The following is a 21,066-nucleotide window of genomic DNA, read 5'->3' as shown; positions in this document are numbered from 1 at the left end:
TGGCGCGAATCTGGTGCAACGTGGGACTGCGATCGAGCGCCGATCCAGGCCTCATTGTACGAAGTTGTCTGCGGCGAGCCGGTATCCGCGTCGTCGGACAATGATTGGGGAGCAGATGATGGCCGAGTGTGGCCCGAATGATTCTGGCCGGCTGCGCGATAGGAGCTAACATCGTCCGGCATCGCAACACCGCGGACCTGCCGTGCCCCTCGTTCCCCGGTCCCTCTTCACGACGGACAGCGTCCCCGAGCGCGACCGTTTCGCGGCCTGGCGCAGCCTGTTCTCGGCTCACGACCTCGACGCCGACCCGGTCGGGTTCTCGGGCAGCATCGAGACGGTCGTGGTGGGCGCGATGGCCCTGCGCGTCATGAACGCCGCGCCCCAAGGCCCGTCCCGCTCCCGATCGCAGATCCGGCGCGACGGCCAGGACGGCTTCATCCTGCATCTGAGTCGGCACGCCTACCGCGTCGAGACCGAGCACGGCACGACGGACGTTCCGGCCGGCGCGGTCAGCCTCAACGACCTGTCGCAGCCCTATCGCCGCAGCCGGGTGCCGGAAACGGGCTCGCTGATCCTCGCCTTGCCGCGTGCGTCCGTCGCCGCCGTGCTGCCCGACGAGGAGGCGTTGCACGGGCTGATCCTGCAGGGCGGGACCGGGCGCCTCCTCGCCGATCACCTGCGGAGCCTCGCCGCGAACGGCCACGGGCTCACGACCGTGGAGGCGGCCCATGTCGCCCAGGCCACGCTCCACATGGTCGCGGCCTGTGCGCGCCCGAGCCTGGAGGCGGCGGACCGTGCCAGCACGTCGCTCGATACCGTCCGGCTGAAAAGCGCGAAGCAGTTCCTTCGCGGCCACCTCGGCACGCCGCTCCGGATCGACGCGATGGCGAAGGCGCTCGGCATGTCGCGCTCGCAGCTCTACCGCCTGTTCGAGCCGGAGGGCGGGATCGCGCGCACTCTCGCGCGTCAGCGGCTGGCGGCGATCCGGACGGCGCTCGACGATCCGCTCGAACGGCGGTCCATCGGCGAGATCGGAGAGGCCTACGGCTTCGGCAACGGCGCGCGTCTCAGCCGTGCGTTCCGTCAGGTCTATGGCGTGGCCCCGCGCGACTACCGGGCGGCCTCCGGCAGGACCTCTTGAGCCAAAGCCGCCCGGACCGCGACCGATATCGCTCCCTGCCAGCCGGCTCGCCCCGAGACTGCCTTGTCTCGACTGACTTGAGGGGCGACCTTGTGGAGAGGTCGTCCATGACGCAACAGGAGATGTCGCTTTGGCCGATCAGCACCGGAACGACGCTCCGCTCGAGCGAGTCGGCCTACGGACGTTCCGGGCGCAGATGAAGGCTTATCTCGACCAGGCCCGGCAGGGCCGGTCCTTCGCCGTCACCTCGCACGGCGTCGTCATCGCTGAACTCCGTCCCCCGTCGCTTCCAGAACCGCCGCGCCGCCGGCCGGGCGCGCTCAAGGACAGGATCCGCATGGCCGAGGATGTCGCCGAGGCATCCACCGCGCGGCAGGGCGACGACGAGTGAGGCTGCTCCTCGGAACCCCCGCCCTGCTCTGGTGGCTGAACGACGATCCCCGCCTCGGCGAGCGGGCCCGGGACCGCATCGCGAATCCCCGCAACACGGTGCTGGTCAGCGCGGTCTCGCTCTGGGAGATCACCCAGGCGATCCGCCTCGGCACCCTGTCGGCCGATATCCGGGAGATCCTCCAGGCGGTCGAGGACGGCGGCTTCACCTGGCTCGACCTGCGCCCGGAGCATTGTCGGGCGCTGCGCAAGCTGCCGCGGGGGGCGGAGGACCGCGAGCCGTTCGGCTCGCTGCTCATCGCCCAGGCCATGGCCGAGCAGGCGACGCTGGTCTCCGACGATCCCGACGTGCCCCGCGTGATGATGCGGTTCATCCAGTGCGCGGACCGGCGCAAGGACTGATCGGGCCCGGGCCCCGAACCGCCCCGGACGGGGAGCGGTTCGAGACCCGGCGGGCCGCGCTTACGCCGCGACCTGGCCGCTCCCGCCATTCTCCCGGCTCTCGGCGGCGGCCAGCAGCACGCAGGTCGCCACCACCTCGGCGGCCGCCTCGACCTCCGCCGGCTTCGGGTAGGACGGGGCGAGGCGCAGCAGCCGGTCCTGCGGGTCGCGGCCATAGGGGTGGGTGGCGCCGGCCGGCGTCAGCGCGAGCCCGCAGGCGGCAGCGAGCTTGACCACGCGGGTGGCGCAGCCCTCCGGCACTTCGAGCAGGATGAAGTAGCCGCCCTCCGGCTCGCTCCAGCGCGCGACGCCGGTGCCGCCGAGATGGCGGTTCAGGGTCTCGGTGACGGCGCGGAACTTCGGCGCCAGCAGCCGGCGATGGCCGTCCATCAGGGCGTCGAGCCCGGCCTGGTCGCGCAGGAAGCGGATGTGGCGGAGCTGGTTGAGCTTGTCCGGCCCGATGCTGCGCTTGCCGGCATTCGCCAGATACCAGCGGATATTGGCCTCCGACGAGGCCAGCATCGCGAGGCCCGCGCCCGCCAGGGTCACCTTCGAGGTCGAGGCGAAGACGGTCGCCCGGTCCGGATGGCCGGCTTCCGCGCAGGCCTCCAGGACGTTGCGGAGATTGGGGCGTCGCTCGGTCAGGTGGTGCAGCGCGTAGGCATTGTCCCAGAACAGCCGGAAATCCGGCGCGCCGGTCTCCATCCGGGCGAGCCGCTCGACGGTGGCGTCGGAATAGGTCTCACCGCCCGGGTTCGAATATTGCGGCACCGCCCACATCCCCTTCACCCGGGGATCGCGGGCCTCCCGCTCCACCACGTCCATATCCGGGCCGTCGGCGTTCATCGGGACCGGGATCATGCCGATGCCGTAGGTCTCGCACAGGGCGAAGTGGCGGTCGTAGCCCGGCACCGGGCAGAGGAAACGGATCTCCTCCTCCTTCGACCAGGGTTGCGTCCCACCGGGCACGCCCTTGAGCAGCGCATAGACGATGCAATCGTGCATGAGCGCGAGGCTCGAGTTGTTGCCGACGGCGATCCGCTCCGGCGGGGCGCCGAGCACCGGGGCGAACAGGGCCCGTACCTCGGCCAGGCCCTGCACGCCGCCGTAATTGCGCGCATCCTCACCGGCTTCCGTGCGGTGGTCGCGGTTGCCGGGGAGGGCCGCCAGGCCCTCCGACAGGTCGAGCTGCTCGGGCGAGGGCTTGCCCCGGGTCATGTCGAGCTTGAGGCCGCGCGCCTGCAGAGCGGCGTAGCGGGCCTGGAGGTCGGCGAGCGAAGGAATGGCGGTCATCGGACAAGATCGCTGGTGGACGGAGAGGCGCGTCACCTTTGCGCCTCCCGCCCGCCGGAATCCAGCCTTTCGCGCGTCGATCGCCCGGCGAGATGCCCTTACTTGCCGGCCTTCTCGGACAGGATGGCGCCGGTGCGGGGATCGGCCTTGAACTTCATCGGCTTGCCGTCCTTCATCCCCTCCCCTTCCCAGTGGCCGTCATCGGCCTCGATCTCGGAGATCTGGGTATAGCCGGCGGCCTCGACCTTCTGGATCACCTGGCCGATCGGCATCCAGTCGGCGCCGACCTTGTCGGCGAGAGCCGCCGTACCCGTGCCGGCGAGGATCAGGGCGGCGAGAGCCGGGATGGTCAGCTTGGTCATAGAGCCACGTCTCCTTTCGCGTGCGGCGGATGCCGTTGGGAGATCGCGCACCGGCTCGCGCGGTTCCCGCGCAAAAGGAAAGGCGGCCCGCGAGGGCCGCCTTCGAAGGCATCGAGAGGTTTGGGCGGATTACTCCGCCGGGGTCTCGTCGGCGACCTGGACCGGGCCGGAATCCTTGCCGCGGGCGTCGACGTCGCGGTCGACGAACTCGATCACCGCCATCGCGGCGTTGTCGCCGTAGCGGAAGCCGGCCTTCATGATGCGGCAATAGCCGCCCGGACGGCCGGCGTAGCGGGGGCCGAGCACGTCGAACAGCTTCTTGACCATCACCTCGTCGCCGCGAAGCGCCGCGATCGCCTGACGGCGGGCGTGCAGGTCGCCGCGCTTGCCCAGCGTGATGAGCTTCTCGACCACGGGACGCAGGTCCTTGGCCTTCGGCAGGGTGGTGATGATCTGCTCGTGCTTGATCAACGCGGCCGACATGTTCGAGAACATCGCCTTGCGATGCTCGACGGTACGGTTGAAGCGACGACCCCGGAAACCGTGACGCATGGCTCTCTCCTTTGGTTCTCGGCCGCCGTGCCACGGGTCGGCCGTCCTTTGTGGTGAGTGCGGATTCCCGCCACTCCCGATGCGCCATCATCGAGGGCGCATCGGGAGTGGCGGCGCGAGTAACCCCGCGCCGCCGGTTGGGCCTAGTAGTGCTCCTCGAAGCGCTTGGCCAGGTCCTCGATGTTCTCCGGCGGCCAGCCGGGCACGTCCATGCCGAGGTGCAGGCCCATGGCGGCGAGCACTTCCTTGATCTCGTTGAGCGACTTGCGGCCGAAGTTCGGGGTGCGCAGCATCTCCGCTTCGGTCTTCTGGATGAGGTCGCCGATATAGACGATGTTGTCGTTCTTGAGGCAGTTGGCCGAGCGGACCGACAGTTCGAGCTCGTCGACCTTCTTGAGCAGGGCCGGGTTGAAGGGCAGCTGCGGCGCCAGCGGCGCGGCCTCTTCCTTGCGGGGCTCCTCGAAGTTGACGAAGATCTGGAGCTGGTCCTGGATGATGCGGGCGGCGTACGCCAGCGCATCCTCGGGCGAGACCGCACCGTTGGTCTCGACCGTCATGGTCAGCTTGTCCTTGTCGAGATCCTGGCCCTCGCGGGTGTTCTCGATGCGGTAGGACACCTTGGTGACCGGCGAGAACAGCGCGTCGACCGGGATCAGGCCGATCGGCGCATCCTCGGGCCGGTTGCGCTCGGCCGGGACGTAGCCCTTGCCGGCCGACACGGTGAACTCCATGCGGATCTCGGCCCCGTCGTCCAGGGTGCAGAGCACCAGGTCGGGGTTGAGGATCTGCACGTCGCCGACCGTCGCGATGTCGCCGGCGGTGACGAGGCCCGGGCCGGTCTTGCGCAGGGTCATGCGCTTCGGGGTGTCGCTCGACGAGCGGATCGCGATCGTCTTGATGTTGAGGACGATGTCGGTGACGTCCTCGCGCACGCCAGGGATCGACGAGAACTCGTGCAGCACGCCGTCGATATGCACGGAGGTGACGGCCGCGCCCTGGAGCGAGGAGAGGAGCACACGGCGCAGGGAATTGCCGAGGGTGGTGCCGAAGCCGCGCTCCAGCGGCTCGGCCACCACGGTGGCGATCCGCTTCGGGTCGTGCCCGGGGGTGACCTCGAGCTTGTTCGGCTTGATCAGCTCTTGCCAGTTCTTCTGAATGACCACGTTCGCACCTCTCGCCAACTTACACCGGGGCAACCCCGAAGGGCCCCTCCCCTCGCGGTCTCTCCCGCGCCCGGGAGACACCGCCGTCCTGATCTCTCACACGGTCGAAGCAGGGGCGGTCAGGACGCCGCGCTCCACTGCTCCGGGACCCAGGCGAAGCCGGCGCCGTCGCGCCGGACCCTGCCGAGGGCCGGAAACTCGAGATGCATCCCGGCGACCAGGAGGCGGTCGGCCGCCGCCCGGTCGAGGATGCGCTTGCGCGTGGCGGCTGCCATCGCGCCGTCCACGTCGAAGGACAGGGTCGCCTCTGCCTTGGCGAACTGGATCGCCGGCATGTGCACCACGTCGCCCCAGATCAGCAGGCTCGTATCGCCCGACTCGATCCGGTAGGCGGTGTGGCCGGGCGTGTGGCCGGGCGCCAGGATCGCCTCGATTCCCGGCAGCACCTCGCCTTCGCCCGCCCGGCGGATCCGGTCGCCGTACGCCGCCACGAGCGCGTGGGCGCGGCGGAAGCCGGCCTTCGCCCAATCCGGCGCCCGCGCCTCGGCCCCGTCGGCGAGCCAGTAGGCCGCCTCGTCCTCCGGGATCACCACCTCGGCATTCGAGTAGAGCGCAGCGCCGTCCGGTCCCATCAGCCCACCGATATGATCGGAATGCAGGTGGGTCACCAGGACGGTACCGATCGCCTCCGGTGCCACGCCGCAGGCGGCAAGGGCCTTCGGCAAATGCCCGAGCGAAGCGGGACCGCCTGCGCCCATCCCGGCATCGACCAGGACCGGAGCCGGTCCGCCGAAGATCAGGAAGGCATTGACGGTGATCCGCGGGGCGTCCGGCGAACGGAAGCCCTCGACCTGGAGCCGGCCGGCCTCGTCGGCGGGGATGCCCCGCACCAGCCCGATCGACGCGTCGAGATGACCGTCGTTGAGGGCGACCACAACGCGATTGCCCAGCGTCCAGGGGAGGACGCCGGGCCGGACGCTATCGGCGGTGAAGGGGTTCGACACGCAATCCTCTTCGCGGACCGTCGGCCGGGAGGCCTCTGGCGAAGCCTCCCGGCCGGTGGACGATCAGACGCGGCGGCGCTTGCGCGGGCGGCAGCCGTTATGCGGGATCGGGGTCACGTCGCGGATCGACGTCACCGTGAAACCCGCCGCCTGGAGCGCGCGCAGAGCCGACTCGCGGCCCGAGCCGGGGCCCGAGACCTCGACCTCGAGGGTGCGCATGCCGTGCTCGGCGGCCTTGCGGCCGGCATCCTCGGCCGCGACCTGAGCGGCGTAGGGAGTCGACTTGCGGGAGCCCTTGAAGCCCATGGCGCCGGCGGACGACCACGAGATCGTGTTGCCCTGGGCGTCCGTGATGGTGATCATCGTGTTGTTGAACGAGGCGTTCACGTGAGCGACGCCCGACACGATGTTCTTGCGTTCGCGACGACGGACGCGGGTTGCTTCCTTGGCCATACTGTCTTTCGATCCTTCAGGCGCGCCCGTGGTGCCAGGCGCTCGGGACGTCTCTTACGAGTCGCTGTGGCGGCGCTCGCGCGCCGCCGGTGTCGGGCGAGACCGGAGACCGGCCCCGCCGATCTCTTAACCCGACGCGGCTTACTTCTTCTTGCCGGCGATCGGCTTTGCCTTGCCCTTGCGGGTGCGGGCGTTGGTGTGGGTGCGCTGGCCGCGGACCGGCAGGCCGCGACGGTGACGCAGGCCGCGGTAGCAGCCGAGATCCATCAGGCGCTTGATGTTCATCGCGACTTCGCGGCGCAGGTCGCCCTCGACGACGTAGTCGCGGTCGATCGTCTCGCGGATCTGCAGCACCTCGGCGTCGGTGAGCTGGTTCACGCGACGCTCGGCCGGGATACCGACCTTCTCGGTGATCTCCTCGGCCTTCTTGGCACCGATGCCGTGGATGTACTGGAGCGCGATGACGACGCGCTTGTTGGTCGGGATGTTGACGCCGGCGATACGGGCCATGGTGTTCCTGCTCTCCATCGCGCCCAGGGCATCATGCCCGGACGGCTGTTCGTCTGGTGTCGCGCGCGTCCGGTGGAGGCCGGCCCCTGCACGCTCGTCCCGACGGCAAATCGGCCCGGAGCGGCCTCCAGAGAGGCACGCCGGGCCGTCCGGGTCTGAACGAAGGAGCGCCCACTAGCGCGGGCGCAATCTCTTGTCAACTCGCAGCCGGCGTCAAACCGACACGGTCTGGAACGGGGCAAGCAGCGTCTCGAGCTGCTTGGTCACCTCGTCGATCGGCGCCATGCCGTCGACCTGGCGCAGCAGGCCGGTACCGGCATAATGCGCCGAGAGCGGCGCGGTCTGGGTGCGGTAGGCTTCGAGCCGGGTCTTGAACACCTCCGGCGTGTCGTCCTTGCGCACCGGCTCGCCGCGGGCCTCGGTCTCTGCGGCACGCTTGGCGATGCGCCCGACGAGGGCGTCCTCGTCGACCCTGAACTCGACCACCGCGTCGAGCGCCAAGCCCTTCTCGGCCAGCATCGTCTCGAGGGCGACGGCCTGGGCCACCGTGCGGGGGAAGCCGTCGAGGATGAAGCCGCCGCGGGCGTCCTTCTCCTCGATCCGGTCGGCGACGATGCCGATCACGATGTCGTCGGAGACGAGCGCGCCGCTCTCCATCAGGGCCTTGGCCTTGAGGCCGACCGGCGTGCCGGCCGCCACCGCGGCCCGCAGCATGTCGCCGGTCGAGAGCTGCGGGATTCCGAACCGCTCGACGATCCGCGCCGATTGGGTGCCTTTCCCGGCGCCGGGCGGGCCGAGCAGAATGATCCGCATAACCTGTCACTCCCCTCCACCGCATCCCACACGGGATCCTTCGTCCCGGGGCGCGGCCTCTGTCTGCTTGTTGTAGCCCGAGACCCTGTCCGGCCGGAATCCGACCATGCGCCAAGGCCCTGCCCCGACGCAAGGGCGCCGGGCCGGTTGTATCCGGCCCGGCTGGCACATCGCTTGCGTTGTCCTCAGCGCCGGCGAGCGCCGCGCAGCTTCGCCTTCTTCACCAGGCCCTCGTACTGGTGCGCCAGCAGATGGCCGTGGACCTGCGCCACCGTGTCCATGGTCACCGAGACCACGATCAGCAGCGACGTGCCGCCGAAGTAGAACGGCAGCGACGCGTAGGAGACCAGGATTTCCGGGATGAGGCAGATCACCGTCAGGTACGCGGCGCCGATCACCGTGATCCGCGACAGCACCTTGTCGATGAACTCGGCGGTGCGCTCGCCCGGCCGGATGCCCGGAATGAAGCCGCCATGCTTCTTCAGGTTGTCTGCCGTCTCCTGCGGGTTGAACACCACGGCGGTGTAGAAGAACGCGAAGAAGATGATCAGGGCGGCGTAGAGCAGCATGTAGAGCGGCCGGCCGTGGCCGAGATAGGTCGCCATGGTGGCGATGATCCCGGTGCCGTTCGGATCGGTCTGGAAGCTGGCGGCGGTGGCCGGCAGCAGGAGCAGCGACGAGGCGAAGATCGGAGGGATGACGCCCGAGGTGTTGAGCTTGAGCGGCAGAAACGAGGTCTGACCCTCGTACATCCGGTTGCCGACCTGGCGCTTGGGGTAGTTGATCAGGAGGCGGCGCTGGGCGCGCTCCATGAACACGATGAAGTAGACGACGGCCGCGGCCATCACCACGACGCCGAGGATCACCACGGTCGAGAGGGCGCCCTGGCGGCCGAGTTCGAGGGTGCCGGCGATCGCCTGGGGCAGGTGCGCGACGATGCCCGCGAAGATGATGAGCGAGGAGCCGTTGCCGATGCCGCGCGAGGTGATCTGCTCGCCGATCCACATCAGGAACAGCGTGCCGCCGGTCAGCGTGATGACGGTCGAGACCAGGAAGAACGGCCCGGGATCCTGAACGATGCCGCCGGAGCTCTGCAACCCGACCGCTATGCCCCAGGCCTGGAAGATCGCCAGCACCACCGTGAGGTAGCGCGTGTACTGGTTGAGCACCTTGCGGCCCGACTCGCCCTCCTTCTTCAGCGCCTCGAGCGACGGCACCACCGAGGTGAGCAGCTGCACGATGATCGACGCCGAAATGTACGGCATGATGTTGAGCGCGAAGATCGCCATGCGCTCGACGGCACCGCCGGAGAACATGTTGAACAGGCCGAGCACGCCGCCCTGGGCATTGGCGAAGCTCTGGCGCAAGGCGTCGGGATCGATGCCGGGCAGCGGGATGTAGGTCCCGAGCCGGTAGACGATCAGGGCGCCAAGCGTGAACCAGATGCGCTTCTTGAGTTCTTCGGCCTTGGCGATGGCGCCGAAATTGAGGTTGGCGGCGAGCTGCTCGGCTGCAGAGGCCATGGGTTACGTGTCCTCGGGTCGGGTTCCGCGGCGTCGCGGTCGGGGACGCGCGGAGCGTCCCCCAAAACACGAGCGGCGGCCTCGCGCTGGAAGCACGGGCCGCCGCCGATGATCGGTGACTTAAAGTGTGGCTTACGCCGACGCAACAGCCTCGTCGGCGGTCGCGAGCGACTGGGTCACCGAGCCGCCAGCCTTCTCGATCGCCTCGACGGCCGACTTGGACGCGCGGGAAACCTGGAAGGTCAGCTTGGCGGTCAGCTCGCCGACGCCGAGGATCTTCACGCCGTCGCGGGCCTTGGAGACCACGCCGGCGGCGATCAGCGCCTCGAGGGTCACGGGCGCCGAGGCGTCCAGACGGCCGGCATCGACGGCTTCCTGGATGCGCCCGATATTGACCGCGTTGAGATCGGTCGCGCCCGGGTTGTTGAAGCCGCGCTTAGGCAGGCGACGATGGAGCGGCATCTGGCCGCCCTCGAAGCCCTTGATGGCGACGCCGGAGCGCGCCTTCTGACCCTTCACGCCGCGGCCGCCGGTCTTGCCCTTGCCGGAGCCGATACCACGGCCGACGCGCATCCGATTCTTGGTTGCGCCTTCGTTGTCACGGATTTCGTTGAGCTTCATGATGCCCTCCTCACGCCGCGTCGTCGAGAACGCGCACGAGGTGATGCACCTTCGCGATCATGCCGCGGACAGACGGGGTGTCCTCGAGCGTGGCGATGCGGTGCATCTTGTTCAGCTTCAGGCCGATCAGCGTCTGACGCTGGCTGGCCTCGCGGCGGATCGGCGAGCCGATCTGCTGCACGCGGACGGTCTTCTCAGCCATCTCGTGCCTCCCTTACGCTGCGTCGGCGGAATCGGCCGAGGGGGCCGAATCGGCGTCGCGACGACGGGCCTGCAGGGCCGAAACCTTGAGACCGCGGCGGGCCGCGACCGAACGGGGCGAATCCTCGTTCTTGAGCGCGTCGAAGGTGGCGCGCACGAGGTTGTAGGGGTTCGAGGAGCCGAGCGACTTCGCCACGACGTCCTGCATCCCTAAGGTCTCGAAGACGGCGCGCATCGGGCCGCCGGCGATGATGCCGGTACCGGCCGGAGCGGCTCGCAGGATGACCTTGCCGGCGCCGTGACGGCCCTGCACGTCGTGGTGCAGCGTGCGGCCCTCGCGGAGCGCCACGCGGACGAGACCGCGCTTGGCGGCTTCCGTCGCCTTGCGGATGGCCTCGGGAACCTCACGGGCCTTGCCGTGACCGAAACCGACGCGACCCTTCTGGTCGCCGACGACGACGAGGGCCGCGAAGCCGAAGCGACGGCCGCCCTTCACCACCTTGGCGACGCGGTTGATGTGGACGAGCTTGTCCACGAACTCGCTGTCGCGCTCCTCGCGGTCGTCGCGGCGACGACCCTCACGCTCACGTGCCATGTTGTGTGTCCATCGACTGACGCGGGCGGCGGTCCCGCTCGCTAATGTGTCGTCCGCCGTGAATGAGAGAGGGAGCCTCATCGGCCCCCTCGCCTCATGGGACATCGTGCCGATCCCGAAGGGGCGGCGCTGAACCAGCGCCCCCCCTCTTACGGATCAGAAGTCCAGGCCGCCCTCGCGGGCCGCGTCGGCCAGGGCCTTGACCCGGCCGTGATAGAGGTAGCCCGAGCGGTCGAAGATCACCTGGGTGACCCCGGCCGCCTTGGCGCGCTCCGCCACCAGCTTGCCGACCTCGGTCGCGGCGGCCTTGTCGGCGCCGGTCTTGAGGCGGGCCCGCAGGTCCTTGTCGAGGCTCGAGGCGGCGGCCAGCGTGTGGCCGGTCGCATCGTCGATGACCTGGACGTAGATCTGCTTGGAGGAGCGGAACACCGAGAGCCGCGGACGACCGTTGGCCGCCTTGCGGATCGCCCGCCGGACGCGCGCGCGGCGCCGATCGAGCAGTTCGATTTTGCGAGACATCCGGCGGTCCTTACTTCTTCTTGCCTTCCTTGCGGAAGATGAACTCGCCGGCGTACTTCACGCCCTTGCCCTTGTAGGGCTCGGGGCCGCGATAGTCGCGGATTTCCGCCGCGACCTGGCCGACGCGCTGCTTGTCGATGCCGGTGACGACGATCTCGACCGGCTTCGGCGTCGCGATCGTGATCCCCTCGGGGATCGCGTACTCGACGTCGTGGCTGTAACCGAGCGACAGCTTGAGAACCTTGCCGGCGACGGCGGCGCGGTAACCGACGCCGCTGATCTCCAGCTTCTTCTCGTAGCCCTTGGTCACCCCCTCGACCAGATTCGACACCTGGGCGCGGGAGAGGCCCCACATCGCGCGGGCCTCCTTGGTCTGCGACCGGGGCTGGACCGAGATCGCGCCGTTCTCCTGGGTCACCGACACCTGGTCGGGAACGCGGAAGCTCAGCTCGCCCTTCTGGCCCTTGATCTTGACGTTCTGGCCGTCGACGGTGGCGGTCACGCCGGCCGGGACGGTCACGGGCTTCTTGCCTACGCGGGACATGCTCGTCTTTCCTTTTCGGCTGTCAGGGTCTGCAGGTCAGAAGACCTTGCAGAGCACCTCGCCGCCGACGTTGCGCTCGCGCGCCTCGTGGTCGGCCATGACGCCCTGAGGGGTGGAGACGATGGTGATGCCCAGGCCGTCGGCGACGCGCGGCAGGGTATCGACCGACGAGTAGACCCGGCGGCCCGGCTTGGAGACGCGCTCGATTGAGCGGATCACCGGCTGGCCGTCGAAGTACTTGAGCTCGATGGCGAACTCGGTGCGCCCGTTGCCGTAATCGGTCGTGGCGTAGTCGCGGATGTAACCCTCGGACTTCAGCACGTCGAGGACGCGGGCCCGCAGCTTGGAGCCGGGGGTCTGCACGACATTGCGACGACGCATCTGGCCGTTGCGGATGCGGGTGAGCATATCGCCCACGGGATCGTTGATCATCTGTGGCGCGCTCCCCTTACCAGCTGGACTTGACCAGGCCGGGGATCAGACCCCGAGACCCCAGGTCGCGCAGGGCGACGCGGGAGATGCCGAGCTTGCGGTAGTAAGCCCGGGGACGGCCGGTCATCTCGCAGCGGTTGCGGATGCGGGTCGCGCTGGAGTTGCGGGGCAGCTCCGCCAGCTTGAGGCGCGCCTCGAAGCGCTCCTCCATCGACAGCGACTCGTCGTTGGCGGTCGCCAGCAGCGCCTCGCGCTTCGGCGCGTAGCGCTTCACGAGCTCCCGCCGCTGCTTGTTCTTCTCGATCTTGCTCGTCTTAGCCATGTTCTAGCTCTCCAGTGTCCGCGTATGGGGGCGGTGAGCCCTCACTGCCGGAACGGGAAGTTGAAGTGCTTCAGGAGCGCCCGGGCCTCGGCATCGGTCTTGGCGGTGGTCGCCACGACGATGTCCATGCCCCAGGTGTTCTGTGCCTTGTCGTAGTTGATCTCGGGGAACACCAGGTGCTCCTTGATCCCGAGGGCGTAGTTGCCGCGCCCGTCGAACGACTTCGGGTTCAGGCCGCGGAAGTCACGCACGCGCGGCAGCGCGATGGTGATCAGCCGGTCCATGAACTCGTACATCCGTTGCTTGCGCAGCGTGACCTTGCAGCCGATCGGCATGTTCTCGCGGACCTTGAAGGTCGCGATCGCCTTGCGGGCCCGGGTGATGACCGGCTTCTGGCCGACGATCAGGCCGAGATCCTCGGCCGCCACGGTGGCCTTCTTGGAGTCCTGGGTCGACTCGCCGACGCCCATGTTGACGACGATCTTCTCGATCGCCGGCACCTGCATCGGGTTGGTGTAGCCGAACTCTTCGATCAGCTTCGGACGCACCACTTCCTCGTAGTGCTTCTTGAGCCGCGGGGTGTACCCGTCCTTCAGATCCTCAGCCATCGATCAGATCTCCCGAGCGCTTCGCGAAGCGAACCTTGCGCCCGTCTTCCAGAATGCGAAAACCAACCCGGGTGGGCATGCCGTCCTTGGGGTCGGCGACCGCCAGGTTCGACAGGTGGATCGCCGCCTCCTTGGAGATGATCCCGCCCTCGGAGGTCTGGGTCTGGCGCGTGTGGCGCTTGACCATGTTGATCCCCCGGACCAGGGCCCGATCTTCCTTCGGCATCACCTGGATGACCTCGCCGGTGCGACCCTTGTCGCGGCCGGTCAGGACGACGACCTTGTCGCCCTTCTTCACCTTCGCAGCCATTACAGCACCTCCGGCGCCAGCGAGATGATCTTCATGTGGTTGCGAGCACGCAGCTCGCGCGGCACGGGTCCAAAGATACGCGTACCGATCGGCTCCTTCTGGTTGTTGATCAGCACGGCCGCGTTGCGGTCGAAGCGGATCACCGAACCGTCGGCCCGACGGACGTCCTTGGCGGTGCGAACGACGACCGCCTTCATGACGTCGCCCTTCTTCACGCGGCCCCGCGGAATAGCCTCCTTCACCGACACCACGATGATGTCGCCGACGCCGGCATACTTGCGCTTGGAACCGCCGAGCACCTTGATGCACATCACGCGACGTGCGCCGGAATTGTCGGCGACGTCCAGATTCGTCTGCATCTGGATCACGGCCTAACGCCCTTTCCTTGTTTCAGGCAGGTCTCCGTCGGGCACGATTGCCCGGCGGACGGCAGCCTGATGGGGATCTCGCGTCCCCGTCCATTAAAAGACCGCGCAGCAACGCGATTGCCTCGCGCTGGCGCGGTCAACGAACGCAATGAGGAGCGTCACACGCCCTTCATGTTTCGGTGGAGGCCGGCCGATTACACCGGATCGGCTCTCATGGCAAGGCACCGAGGCACCGAAAGGCGCTCGGTCCTGAGCCCGGCGAGAGGGGCGCCCAGGAGGCGCCCCGTCTTACGCCTCGGCGGTCGCGACGGCCTCGCCCTCGACCAGCTTCCAGGTCTTGAGCTTGGAATAGGGCCGCGACTCCTCGATGAACACCTGCTGGCCGACCTTGGCCACGTTGTTCTCGTCGTGGGCGTGGTAGTTCTTCGACCGGCGGATGGTCTTCTTCATCACCGGATGGGTGAAGCGACGCTCCACCTTCACGACGACGGTCTTGTCCTGCTTGTCGCTGACGACGACGCCCTGCAGCACGCGCTTCGGCATGGTCCTAGACTCCCTTAGCCCTGTGCCGCCTGCAGCGTCTTCTGGCGCTGCAGCGTGCGGACGCGGGCGATGTCGCGGCGCACTTCGCGCACCCGGGCGACGTTCTCGAGCTGACCCGTGGCCCGCTGGAAGCGCAGGTTGAACTGCTCCTTCTTCAGGTTCAGGAGCTCGTCGCCGAGCTGATCCGGCGACAGCGCGCTCAGGTCAGACAGCCTCTGGCTCGACTTCATCTCGAATATTCTCCTCAGTCGGCGATGCGCTGGATGAAGCGCGTGCGGACCGGCAGCTTGGCGGCACCCAGGCGCAAAGCCTCGCGGGCGATGTCCTCGGCCACGCCGTCGATCTCGAACATGATGCGGCCCGGATGCACGCGGGCGGCCCAATACTCGGGCGCGCCCTTGCCGGAGCCCATGCGGACCTCGGTCGGCTTCGCGGTCACGGGGACGTCGGGGAAGATCCGGATCCAGACCCGGCCCTGACGCTTCATCTCGCGGGTGATCGCGCGGCGGGCCGCCTCGATCTGACGCGCGGTGATCCGCTCCGGCTCCATGGCCTTGAGGCCGTAGGAGCCGAAGTTCAGATCGGTTCCGCCCTTCGCGAAGCCGTGGATGCGGCCCTTGAACTGCTTGCGGAACTTCGTCTTCTTGGGTTGCAGCATGGCAGCCTCTCAAAACTGAAGGGCGGGGGAAGCGCGGCCCTTAGGCCGCGTCCCGTCCGCCGCGCTCGCCGCGCTCGCGGTCACGACGTCCGCCGGAACGGCCGCCCTCCTCGTGCGCGCGCTTGTCCTGGGCCATCGGGTCGTGTTCGAGGATCTCGCCCTTGAACACCCACACCTTGATGCCGCAGGTCCCGTAGGTGGTGAACGCCGTGGCCGTGCCGTAATCGACGTCGGCCCGCAGGGTATGCAGGGGCACGCGACCCTCGCGGTACCATTCGAGCCGGGCGATCTCGGCGCCGCCGAGGCGACCGGAGCAGTTGATGCGGATGCCCTCGGCGCCCAGACGCATCGCCGACTGCACGGCGCGCTTCATGGCGCGACGGAAGGCGACGCGACGCTCGAGCTGCTGGGCGATCGAGTCGGCCACCAGAGTGGCGTCGATCTCGGGCTTGCGCACCTCGACGATGTTGATCGTCACGTCGGCCTTGGTCATCGAGTTGACGAGCTTGCGCAGCTTCTCGATGTCCGCACCCTTCTTGCCGATCACCACACCCGGGCGACCCGAGTGGATGGTGACGCGGCACTTCTTGTGCGGGCGCTCGATGACGATCTTGGAGACCGCGGCCTGCTTGAGCTGCTTGAGCAGCGCTTTGCGGATCGCGACGTCCTCGTGCATCAGGCGCGCGTACTCGCCCTTGTTGGCGTACCAGCGCGAGTCCCAGGTCCGGTTGATGCCGAGACGCAGACCGATCGGATTGACTTTCTGACCCATCGATCCCTCCTCAGGCGGCTTCGGCCGGGACTTCGCGCACCACGATGGTGAGGTTCGCGAACGGCTTCAGGATGCGGGCGCCACGGCCGCGGGCGCGGGCGTGGAAGCGCTTCAGAACGAGCGCCTTGCCGACATAGGCCTCCTTCACGACGAGATCGTCCACGTCCAGGTCGTGGTTGTTCTCGGCGTTGGCGATGGCGCTCTCGAGGCACTTGCGGACGTCGACCGCGATCCGCTTGCGCGAGAACTGCAGGTCGGCGAGCGCGGTCGAGACCTTCTTGCCGCGGATGAGCTGAGCCACGAGGTTCAGCTTCTGCGGGCTGACGCGCAGCATGCGCGCCACGGCCTTGGCCTCGTTCTCGGGGAGCGCGCGGGGTGCTGCTGCCTTGCCCATCTTAGCGCCTCTTCGCCTTCTTGTCGGCCGCGTGACCGTGGAAGGTGCGGGTCGGCGAGAACTCGCCGAACTTGTGACCGACCATTTCCTCGGAGACGTAGACCGGAATGTGCTTCTGCCCGTTGTAGACCCCGAAGGTCAGGCCAACGAAATGCGGAAGGATCGTGGAGCGACGGCTCCAGATCTTGATCACCTCGTTGCGGCTCGCGCCGCGCGCGGCGTCCGCCTTCTTGAGGAGGTAGCCGTCGATGAACGGCCCCTTCCAGATTGAACGTGCCATGGGACGACGCCCTTACTTCTTGCGGTTGTGGCGGCTCGACACGATGAACGTGTCGGTGCGCTTGTTCGAGCGGGTCTTCTTGCCCTTGGTGGGGACACCCCACGGCGTGACCGGATGACGACCGCCCGACGTACGACCCTCGCCGCCGCCGTGCGGGTGGTCGACCGGGTTCATCGCGACGCCGCGGTTGTGCGGGCGCTTGCCGAGCCAGCGATTCCGACCGGCCTTGCCGAGCGAGATGTTCATGTGGTCGGGGTTCGAGACCGCGCCCACGCTGGCGTAGCACTGACCGTGCACCAGGCGCTGCTCGCCCGAGTTCAGGCGCAGCGTGACGTAGCCCTGGTCGCGGCCGACGATCTGGGCGTAGTTGCCCGCGGACCGGGCGATCGCCCCGCCCTTGCCGATCTTCAGCTCGACGTTGTGCACGATCGTGCCGACCGGCATGTTGCCGAGCGGCATGGCGTTGCCGGGCTTGATGTCGACCTGCTCGCCCGACACCACCTTGTCGCCGGCCTTCACGCGCTGCGGCGCGAGGATGTAGCTCTGCGCCCCACCCTCGTAGGACACCAGCGCGATGAACGCCGTACGGTTCGGATCGTACTCGATCCGCTCGACGGTGCCGACCTTGCCGGCGTGCTCACGCCGCTTGAAGTCGATGTTGCGCAGGGTCCGCTTGTGACCACCGCCGCGAAAGCGGACGGTGATGCGGCCGAGGTTGTTGCGGCCGCCGGTGGACGACTTGCCCACCGTCAGCGACTTGACCGGCTTGCCCTTGTAGAGTTCCGAACGGTCCACGATCACGAGCTGGCGAAGGCTCGGCGTGACCGGCTTGAATGTCTTCAAAGCCATTGGCTTGTTCCTTTACGCCGTTCCCCTCAGAGCCCGGTCGTGACGTCGATGCTCTGACCCTCTTCGAGGGTCACGATCGCCTTCTTCACGTCCGAGCGCTGGCCGCGCTGACCGCGGAACATCTTGGCCTTGCCCTTGGTGACGAGCGTGTTGACGCTCTTCACCTTGACCTCGAACAGCTTCTCGACCGCTTCCTTGATCTGCGGCTTCGTCGCCTTCGGGGCCACCCGGAACACAACCTTGTTGAGCTCCGAGAGGTTCGTCGCCTTCTCGGTGATGACCGGGGAGACGATCACGTCGTAGTGGCGCGGATCAGCGCTCATTTGAATCGCGCCTCCAGCGCATCGACGGCGGCGCGGGTCAGCACGAGCTTCTCGCGGCGCAGGATGTCGTAGACGTTGATGCCCTGCACCGGCAGGACGTCGATCTGCGGCAGGTTGCGGGCCGCACGGGCGAAGTTCTGGTCGAGCTCGGCGCCGCCGATGATCAGGGCGTTCGAGAGCGACAGCTTGCCGAACCGCTCCTTGAGCGCCTTGGTCTTGCCCTCGTCGAGGCGGGCATCGTCCATGACGATCAGCTCGGCGCTCTTGACCTTGGCCGAGAGCGCGTGGCGGAGCGCGAGCGCCCGGACCTTCTTGGGCAGGTCGTGGGCGTGCGAGCGGGTGACCGGACCGTGGGCGCGGGCGCCGCCGCGGAACTGCGGGGCCGAGGCCGCGCCGTGACGGGCGTTACCGGTGCCCTTCTGCTTGTACAGCTTCTTGGTCGTACGGGCGATCTCGCCGCGCTGCTTGGTCTGGTGGGTACCAGCCTGGCGCTTGGCGAGCTGCCAGCGGACGCAGCGCTGCAGCAGGTCGGCGCGGGGCTCGAGGCCGAAGATGGCCTCGTCGAGCTCGAGCGAGCCGGCCTCGGCACCGTCGAGCGTGGTGATCTCGAACTTCATCACGCGTTCTCCTCGGTGGCCGGAGCCGCGGGAGCCTCGACCTGGGCCTCGCCGTTGGTCTCCTGCGGAGCCGCGGACTGCTCGCGGAACTTGCCCGGCATCGGCACGTCCGCCGGCAGCTTGCGCTTCACGGCGTCACGGACGAAGATCCAGCCGCCGTCGACACCCGGGACCGAGCCCTCGACGAGGATCAAGCCGCGCTCGACATCGGTGCGCACGACGCGCAGGTTCTGGGTCGTGACCCGCTCGACACCGAGATGGCCCGGCATCTTCTTGTTCTTGAAGGTCTTGCCCGGGTCCTGACGGCCGCCGGTCGAACCGATCGAACGGTGCGAGATCGACACGCCGTGGGTGGCCCGCAGACCGCCGAAGTTCCAGCGCTTCATGCCGCCGGCGAAACCCTTACCGGTGGTCGTGCCCGTCACGTCGACGAACTGACCCTCCAGGAAGTGGTCCGCAGTGATCTCGGCACCGACCGGGATCATCGCGTCCTCGGTGACGCGGAACTCGGCCAGCTTCCGCTTCGGCTCGACCTTCGCGACGGCGAAATGGCCGCGCTGGGCCTTCGTCACGTTCTTGACCTTGGCCTTGCCGACGCCCACCTGGAGCGCGACGTAGCCGTTCTTCTCGACCGTGCGGTGGGCGACCACCTGGCACTGATCGACCTTGAGCACCGTGACCGGAACATGCTCGCCGGCGTCCGTGAAGACGCGGGTCATGCCGACCTTCTGTGCAATGACTCCTGAGCGCATGGTTCTCCCCCGCGCAGCCTAGTGAAGCTCTAAGAACCCGAAGGTCCTCAGAGCTTGATCTCCACGTCGACGCCGGCGGCGAGGTCGAGCTTCATCAGCGCGTCCACGGTCTGAGGCGTCGGATCGACGATGTCGAGCACGCGCTTATGGGTGCGCATCTCGAACTGCTCGCGCGACTTCTTGTCGATGTGGGGCGAGCGGTTGACGGTGAAGCGCTCGATCCGGGTCGGCAGCGGGATCGGCCCGCGCACGGTGGCACCGGTCCGCTTCGCCGTCGAGACGATCTCGCGGGTCGACGAATCCAGGATGCGATGATCGAACGCCTTCAGGCGAATACGGATGTTCTGGCCGTTCATGTGATGTCTACCTCGCGACGGGATGGGGCGGGCACGAGGCCCGCCCCGTCACCTGTCCGCTCGTGGAAGCGCCTGGACGCTTACTCGGTGATGGAGGCGACGACGCCGGCGCCGACGGTGCGGCCGCCCTCGCGGATGGCGAAGCGCAGCTTCTCCTCCATGGCGATCGGAACGATCAGCGTCACGTCCATCGTCACGTTGTCGCCCGGCATCACCATCTCGGTGCCCTCGGGCAGCTGGCACACGCCCGTCACGTCCGTCGTCCGGAAGTAGAACTGAGGACGGTAGTTCGTGAAGAACGGCGTGTGGCGCCCGCCCTCCTCCTTCGTCAGGATGTACGCCTCGGCCTTGAACTTCGTGTGCGGCTTCACCGAACCCGGCTTGCACACAACCTGCCCACGCTCCACGTCCTCGCGCTTGGTGCCGCGCAGGAGAACGCCGACGTTGTCGCCCGCCTGGCCCTGGTCGAGCAGCTTGCGGAACATCTCGACGCCGGTCACCGTCGTCGTCGTCGTCGGGCGGATGCCGACGATCTCCACCGACTCGCCGACCTTCACGATCCCGCGCTCGACCCGGCCCGTCACCACCGTGCCGCGGCCCGAAATCGAGAACACGTCCTCGATCGGCATCAGGAACGGCAGGTCGATCGGACGCTCAGGCTGCGGGATGTAGGCGTCCACCGTCTTCATCAGCTCGAGGATCGCCTCGTGGCCGATCTTCGGCTCGCGGTTCTCCAGCGCGCACAAAGCCGAGCCCTTCGTGATCGGGATGTCGTCGCCCGGGAAGTCGTACTTCGAGAGAAGCTCGCGCACCTCCAGCTCGACCAGCTCGAGGAGCTCCGGATCGTCGACCATGTCGACCTTGTTCATGAACACAACCAGCGCAGGAACGCCGACCTGGCGCGCCAGAAGGATGTGCTCGCGGGTCTGCGGCATCGGGCCGTCGGCCGCCGACACCACCAGGATCGCGCCGTCCATCTGCGCCGCACCCGTGATCATGTTCTTCACGTAGTCGGCGTGCCCGGGGCAGTCGACGTGCGCGTAGTGCCGGTTCGGGGTCTCGTACTCGACGTGCGCCGTCGAGATCGTGATGCCGCGCGCCTTCTCCTCCGGCGCCTTGTCGATCTGGTCGTACGCCGTGAACGTCGCGCCGCCAGACTCGGCCAGGACCTTCGTGATCGCCGCGGTCAGCGAGGTCTTGCCATGGTCAACGTGACCGATGGTGCCGATGTTGCAGTGCGGCTTCGTCCGCGAAAACTTTTCCTTGGCCATCGCCAAAACTCCGTCGATCGAATGCGTGCGGTTTAGTCTTGAGGGGCACCCGCCATGGCGGGCACCGAAGCTAGGAGCAAGCCCGA

General features: G+C 68.0%; 34 protein-coding genes. 3 read left to right on the top strand and 31 right to left on the bottom strand.

The genetic code is table 11. The features are described 5' to 3' along the window. The first annotated feature begins 202 nt into the window (after window positions 1-202). The 3 genes from AC3AOF_RS19075 to AC3AOF_RS19065 all read left to right on the top strand — a co-directional run bounded on the left by AC3AOF_RS19075 (window position 203) and on the right by AC3AOF_RS19065 (window position 1,933). Entirely contained in the window at window positions 203-1,141 is a 939-nt protein-coding gene (locus AC3AOF_RS19075; protein WP_488346180.1) for a helix-turn-helix domain-containing protein, read from the top strand. Window positions 1,142-1,271: 130 nt separating this feature from the next. Next, a complete protein-coding gene (locus tag AC3AOF_RS19070) occupies window positions 1,272-1,532 on the top strand; it encodes a prevent-host-death protein (protein ID WP_488346179.1) in 261 nt (86 codons plus the stop codon). Continuing rightward, on the top strand, window positions 1,529-1,933 hold the full coding sequence (locus AC3AOF_RS19065) for a type II toxin-antitoxin system VapC family toxin (RefSeq protein ID WP_488346178.1): 405 nt from the start codon (window positions 1,529-1,531) through the stop codon (window positions 1,931-1,933). The genes AC3AOF_RS19070 and AC3AOF_RS19065 overlap by 4 nt, the downstream gene beginning before the upstream one ends. 60 nt (window positions 1,934-1,993) lie before the next feature. On the opposite strand, the gene AC3AOF_RS19060 is transcribed toward AC3AOF_RS19065, so the two are convergent. The 31 genes from AC3AOF_RS19060 to tuf form a co-directional block, all read right to left on the bottom strand. After that, a complete protein-coding gene (locus tag AC3AOF_RS19060; RefSeq protein WP_488346177.1) occupies window positions 1,994-3,265 on the bottom strand; it encodes an aspartate aminotransferase type Ic in 1,272 nt (423 codons plus the stop codon). A 98-nt stretch (window positions 3,266-3,363) separates the two neighbouring features. Continuing rightward, window positions 3,364-3,627 (bottom strand): PepSY domain-containing protein, encoded by a 264-nt coding sequence (locus tag AC3AOF_RS19055; protein WP_236989391.1) that lies wholly within the window; start codon window positions 3,625-3,627, stop codon window positions 3,364-3,366. 129 nt (window positions 3,628-3,756) lie between these two features. Next, complete coding sequence (rplQ, locus tag AC3AOF_RS19050; protein ID WP_236989392.1) at window positions 3,757-4,179, bottom strand: 50S ribosomal protein L17; 423 nt, start codon at window positions 4,177-4,179, stop codon at window positions 3,757-3,759. 143 nt (window positions 4,180-4,322) lie between these two features. After that, window positions 4,323-5,360 carry a DNA-directed RNA polymerase subunit alpha gene (locus AC3AOF_RS19045; RefSeq protein ID WP_206289816.1) on the bottom strand — a complete coding sequence of 346 codons (1,038 nt, stop codon included), beginning with the start codon at window positions 5,358-5,360 and terminating at the stop codon, window positions 4,323-4,325. Between the two features lie 101 nt (window positions 5,361-5,461). Then, a complete protein-coding gene (locus AC3AOF_RS19040; protein WP_488346176.1) occupies window positions 5,462-6,346 on the bottom strand; it encodes an MBL fold metallo-hydrolase in 885 nt (294 codons plus the stop codon). A gap of 63 nt (window positions 6,347-6,409) precedes the next feature. Beyond that, the gene (gene rpsK, locus AC3AOF_RS19035) at window positions 6,410-6,799 is read right to left on the bottom strand and encodes a 30S ribosomal protein S11 (protein WP_015928609.1); all 390 of its coding nucleotides are present in this window, start codon (window positions 6,797-6,799) and stop codon (window positions 6,410-6,412) included. Window positions 6,800-6,940: 141 nt separating this feature from the next. Continuing rightward, the gene (gene rpsM / locus AC3AOF_RS19030) at window positions 6,941-7,309 is read right to left on the bottom strand and encodes a 30S ribosomal protein S13 (protein WP_236989394.1); all 369 of its coding nucleotides are present in this window, start codon (window positions 7,307-7,309) and stop codon (window positions 6,941-6,943) included. A 213-nt stretch (window positions 7,310-7,522) separates the two neighbouring features. Beyond that, window positions 7,523-8,122 (bottom strand): adenylate kinase, encoded by a 600-nt coding sequence (locus AC3AOF_RS19025; RefSeq protein WP_236989395.1) that lies wholly within the window; start codon window positions 8,120-8,122, stop codon window positions 7,523-7,525. A 185-nt stretch (window positions 8,123-8,307) separates the two neighbouring features. Then, window positions 8,308-9,645 (bottom strand): preprotein translocase subunit SecY, encoded by a 1,338-nt coding sequence (gene secY, locus AC3AOF_RS19020; protein WP_236989396.1) that lies wholly within the window; start codon window positions 9,643-9,645, stop codon window positions 8,308-8,310. Window positions 9,646-9,777: 132 nt separating this feature from the next. After that, on the bottom strand, window positions 9,778-10,266 hold the full coding sequence (gene rplO, locus AC3AOF_RS19015; protein ID WP_488346175.1) for a 50S ribosomal protein L15: 489 nt from the start codon (window positions 10,264-10,266) through the stop codon (window positions 9,778-9,780). Between the two features lie 10 nt (window positions 10,267-10,276). Then, window positions 10,277-10,468, bottom strand: a complete 192-nt coding sequence (gene rpmD, locus AC3AOF_RS19010) for a 50S ribosomal protein L30 (protein ID WP_048431924.1) — start codon at window positions 10,466-10,468, stop codon at window positions 10,277-10,279. 12 nt (window positions 10,469-10,480) lie between these two features. After that, window positions 10,481-11,062 (bottom strand): 30S ribosomal protein S5, encoded by a 582-nt coding sequence (rpsE, locus tag AC3AOF_RS19005; protein ID WP_203157579.1) that lies wholly within the window; start codon window positions 11,060-11,062, stop codon window positions 10,481-10,483. A gap of 156 nt (window positions 11,063-11,218) precedes the next feature. Then, the gene (gene rplR, locus AC3AOF_RS19000; RefSeq protein WP_048444838.1) at window positions 11,219-11,581 is read right to left on the bottom strand and encodes a 50S ribosomal protein L18; all 363 of its coding nucleotides are present in this window, start codon (window positions 11,579-11,581) and stop codon (window positions 11,219-11,221) included. A gap of 10 nt (window positions 11,582-11,591) precedes the next feature. Further along, the gene (gene rplF / locus AC3AOF_RS18995) at window positions 11,592-12,125 is read right to left on the bottom strand and encodes a 50S ribosomal protein L6 (RefSeq protein ID WP_236989398.1); all 534 of its coding nucleotides are present in this window, start codon (window positions 12,123-12,125) and stop codon (window positions 11,592-11,594) included. Window positions 12,126-12,161: 36 nt separating this feature from the next. Beyond that, the gene (rpsH, locus tag AC3AOF_RS18990; RefSeq protein ID WP_048425827.1) at window positions 12,162-12,557 is read right to left on the bottom strand and encodes a 30S ribosomal protein S8; all 396 of its coding nucleotides are present in this window, start codon (window positions 12,555-12,557) and stop codon (window positions 12,162-12,164) included. 16 nt (window positions 12,558-12,573) lie between these two features. Next, window positions 12,574-12,879, bottom strand: coding sequence for a 30S ribosomal protein S14 (rpsN, locus tag AC3AOF_RS18985; protein ID WP_165085704.1), 306 nt, complete (start codon window positions 12,877-12,879; stop codon window positions 12,574-12,576). Window positions 12,880-12,920: 41 nt separating this feature from the next. After that, window positions 12,921-13,487, bottom strand: coding sequence for a 50S ribosomal protein L5 (gene rplE, locus AC3AOF_RS18980; protein ID WP_139035990.1), 567 nt, complete (start codon window positions 13,485-13,487; stop codon window positions 12,921-12,923). Then, on the bottom strand, window positions 13,480-13,797 hold the full coding sequence (gene rplX / locus AC3AOF_RS18975) for a 50S ribosomal protein L24 (RefSeq protein ID WP_236989399.1): 318 nt from the start codon (window positions 13,795-13,797) through the stop codon (window positions 13,480-13,482). The genes rplE and rplX overlap by 8 nt, the downstream gene beginning before the upstream one ends. Then, entirely contained in the window at window positions 13,797-14,165 is a 369-nt protein-coding gene (gene rplN / locus AC3AOF_RS18970) for a 50S ribosomal protein L14 (protein ID WP_048425823.1), read from the bottom strand. Before rplN ends, rplX begins: the two co-directional genes overlap by 1 nt. Before the next feature lie 288 nt (window positions 14,166-14,453). After that, window positions 14,454-14,708 carry a 30S ribosomal protein S17 gene (gene rpsQ, locus AC3AOF_RS18965; RefSeq protein WP_139035991.1) on the bottom strand — a complete coding sequence of 85 codons (255 nt, stop codon included), beginning with the start codon at window positions 14,706-14,708 and terminating at the stop codon, window positions 14,454-14,456. A gap of 14 nt (window positions 14,709-14,722) precedes the next feature. Then, on the bottom strand, window positions 14,723-14,938 hold the full coding sequence (gene rpmC, locus AC3AOF_RS18960; protein WP_236989400.1) for a 50S ribosomal protein L29: 216 nt from the start codon (window positions 14,936-14,938) through the stop codon (window positions 14,723-14,725). A 14-nt stretch (window positions 14,939-14,952) separates the two neighbouring features. Then, complete coding sequence (gene rplP, locus AC3AOF_RS18955; RefSeq protein WP_139035992.1) at window positions 14,953-15,366, bottom strand: 50S ribosomal protein L16; 414 nt, start codon at window positions 15,364-15,366, stop codon at window positions 14,953-14,955. A gap of 40 nt (window positions 15,367-15,406) precedes the next feature. Continuing rightward, a complete protein-coding gene (gene rpsC / locus AC3AOF_RS18950) occupies window positions 15,407-16,138 on the bottom strand; it encodes a 30S ribosomal protein S3 (protein WP_048431917.1) in 732 nt (243 codons plus the stop codon). 10 nt (window positions 16,139-16,148) lie between these two features. Beyond that, a complete protein-coding gene (rplV, locus tag AC3AOF_RS18945) occupies window positions 16,149-16,532 on the bottom strand; it encodes a 50S ribosomal protein L22 (RefSeq protein WP_048431916.1) in 384 nt (127 codons plus the stop codon). Between the two features lies 1 nt (window position 16,533). After that, on the bottom strand, window positions 16,534-16,812 hold the full coding sequence (gene rpsS, locus AC3AOF_RS18940) for a 30S ribosomal protein S19 (RefSeq protein ID WP_048425817.1): 279 nt from the start codon (window positions 16,810-16,812) through the stop codon (window positions 16,534-16,536). A gap of 12 nt (window positions 16,813-16,824) precedes the next feature. Continuing rightward, window positions 16,825-17,661 carry a 50S ribosomal protein L2 gene (rplB, locus tag AC3AOF_RS18935; RefSeq protein WP_203157577.1) on the bottom strand — a complete coding sequence of 279 codons (837 nt, stop codon included), beginning with the start codon at window positions 17,659-17,661 and terminating at the stop codon, window positions 16,825-16,827. A 26-nt stretch (window positions 17,662-17,687) separates the two neighbouring features. Beyond that, window positions 17,688-17,984 carry a 50S ribosomal protein L23 gene (locus tag AC3AOF_RS18930; RefSeq protein ID WP_236989401.1) on the bottom strand — a complete coding sequence of 99 codons (297 nt, stop codon included), beginning with the start codon at window positions 17,982-17,984 and terminating at the stop codon, window positions 17,688-17,690. After that, complete coding sequence (gene rplD / locus AC3AOF_RS18925; RefSeq protein WP_236989402.1) at window positions 17,981-18,601, bottom strand: 50S ribosomal protein L4; 621 nt, start codon at window positions 18,599-18,601, stop codon at window positions 17,981-17,983. The genes AC3AOF_RS18930 and rplD overlap by 4 nt, the downstream gene beginning before the upstream one ends. Further along, the gene (gene rplC / locus AC3AOF_RS18920) at window positions 18,601-19,353 is read right to left on the bottom strand and encodes a 50S ribosomal protein L3 (RefSeq protein WP_236989403.1); all 753 of its coding nucleotides are present in this window, start codon (window positions 19,351-19,353) and stop codon (window positions 18,601-18,603) included. The genes rplD and rplC overlap by 1 nt, the downstream gene beginning before the upstream one ends. A gap of 47 nt (window positions 19,354-19,400) precedes the next feature. Beyond that, window positions 19,401-19,709, bottom strand: a complete 309-nt coding sequence (rpsJ, locus tag AC3AOF_RS18915) for a 30S ribosomal protein S10 (RefSeq protein ID WP_048465591.1) — start codon at window positions 19,707-19,709, stop codon at window positions 19,401-19,403. Between the two features lie 80 nt (window positions 19,710-19,789). After that, window positions 19,790-20,980 (bottom strand): elongation factor Tu, encoded by a 1,191-nt coding sequence (gene tuf / locus AC3AOF_RS18910; protein WP_048437545.1) that lies wholly within the window; start codon window positions 20,978-20,980, stop codon window positions 19,790-19,792. Window positions 20,981-21,066 lie beyond the last annotated feature (86 nt).

The organism is Methylobacterium sp. 142-1Y, assembly GCF_057747795.1.
Note: the sequence above shows the minus strand (reverse complement) of the source record. Positions and strands in the feature narration are given on the sequence as shown.

Bases quoted from the DNA above. Each gene is read 5' to 3' on its own strand.
- rpsN (WP_165085704.1), bottom strand. From the start codon at position 12,879: ATGGCTAAGACGAGCAAGATCGAGAAGAACAAGCAGCGGCGGGAGCTC.
- AC3AOF_RS19025 (WP_236989395.1), bottom strand. From the start codon at position 8,122: ATGCGGATCATTCTGCTCGGCCCGCCCGGCGCCGGGAAAGGCACCCAA.
- rplD (WP_236989402.1), bottom strand. From the start codon at position 18,601: ATGAAGTTCGAGATCACCACGCTCGACGGTGCCGAGGCCGGCTCGCTC.
- rplX (WP_236989399.1), bottom strand. From the start codon at position 13,797: ATGGCTGCGAAGGTGAAGAAGGGCGACAAGGTCGTCGTCCTGACCGGC.
- tuf (WP_048437545.1), bottom strand. From the start codon at position 20,980: ATGGCCAAGGAAAAGTTTTCGCGGACGAAGCCGCACTGCAACATCGGC.
- rplC (WP_236989403.1), bottom strand. From the start codon at position 19,353: ATGCGCTCAGGAGTCATTGCACAGAAGGTCGGCATGACCCGCGTCTTC.
- rplB (WP_203157577.1), bottom strand. From the start codon at position 17,661: ATGGCTTTGAAGACATTCAAGCCGGTCACGCCGAGCCTTCGCCAGCTC.
- rpmD (WP_048431924.1), bottom strand. From the start codon at position 10,468: ATGGCTGAGAAGACCGTCCGCGTGCAGCAGATCGGCTCGCCGATCCGC.
- rplE (WP_139035990.1), bottom strand. From the start codon at position 13,487: ATGGCTGAGGATCTGAAGGACGGGTACACCCCGCGGCTCAAGAAGCAC.
- rpsK (WP_015928609.1), bottom strand. From the start codon at position 6,799: ATGGCCAAGGAAGCAACCCGCGTCCGTCGTCGCGAACGCAAGAACATC.
- rplO (WP_488346175.1), bottom strand. From the start codon at position 10,266: ATGAAGCTCAACGAAATCCGTGACAACGAAGGCGCAACCAAGAATCGG.
- AC3AOF_RS18930 (WP_236989401.1), bottom strand. From the start codon at position 17,984: ATGAGCGCTGATCCGCGCCACTACGACGTGATCGTCTCCCCGGTCATC.
- rplR (WP_048444838.1), bottom strand. From the start codon at position 11,581: ATGTCTCGCAAAATCGAACTGCTCGATCGGCGCCGCGCGCGCGTCCGG.
- rplV (WP_048431916.1), bottom strand. From the start codon at position 16,532: ATGGGCAAGGCAGCAGCACCCCGCGCGCTCCCCGAGAACGAGGCCAAG.
- rpsM (WP_236989394.1), bottom strand. From the start codon at position 7,309: ATGGCCCGTATCGCCGGCGTCAACATCCCGACCAACAAGCGCGTCGTC.
- AC3AOF_RS19055 (WP_236989391.1), bottom strand. From the start codon at position 3,627: ATGACCAAGCTGACCATCCCGGCTCTCGCCGCCCTGATCCTCGCCGGC.
- rpsC (WP_048431917.1), bottom strand. From the start codon at position 16,138: ATGGGTCAGAAAGTCAATCCGATCGGTCTGCGTCTCGGCATCAACCGG.
- secY (WP_236989396.1), bottom strand. From the start codon at position 9,645: ATGGCCTCTGCAGCCGAGCAGCTCGCCGCCAACCTCAATTTCGGCGCC.
- rpmC (WP_236989400.1), bottom strand. From the start codon at position 14,938: ATGAAGTCGAGCCAGAGGCTGTCTGACCTGAGCGCGCTGTCGCCGGAT.
- rplQ (WP_236989392.1), bottom strand. From the start codon at position 4,179: ATGCGTCACGGTTTCCGGGGTCGTCGCTTCAACCGTACCGTCGAGCAT.
- rpsS (WP_048425817.1), bottom strand. From the start codon at position 16,812: ATGGCACGTTCAATCTGGAAGGGGCCGTTCATCGACGGCTACCTCCTC.
- rpsH (WP_048425827.1), bottom strand. From the start codon at position 12,557: ATGATCAACGATCCCGTGGGCGATATGCTCACCCGCATCCGCAACGGC.
- AC3AOF_RS19060 (WP_488346177.1), bottom strand. From the start codon at position 3,265: ATGACCGCCATTCCTTCGCTCGCCGACCTCCAGGCCCGCTACGCCGCT.
- rpsE (WP_203157579.1), bottom strand. From the start codon at position 11,062: ATGGCACGTGAGCGTGAGGGTCGTCGCCGCGACGACCGCGAGGAGCGC.
- rpsQ (WP_139035991.1), bottom strand. From the start codon at position 14,708: ATGCCGAAGCGCGTGCTGCAGGGCGTCGTCGTCAGCGACAAGCAGGAC.
- rplP (WP_139035992.1), bottom strand. From the start codon at position 15,366: ATGCTGCAACCCAAGAAGACGAAGTTCCGCAAGCAGTTCAAGGGCCGC.
- rpsJ (WP_048465591.1), bottom strand. From the start codon at position 19,709: ATGAACGGCCAGAACATCCGTATTCGCCTGAAGGCGTTCGATCATCGC.
- rplF (WP_236989398.1), bottom strand. From the start codon at position 12,125: ATGTCCCGCGTAGGCAAGAAGCCCGTGACCGTCCCGGCCGGCGTGACC.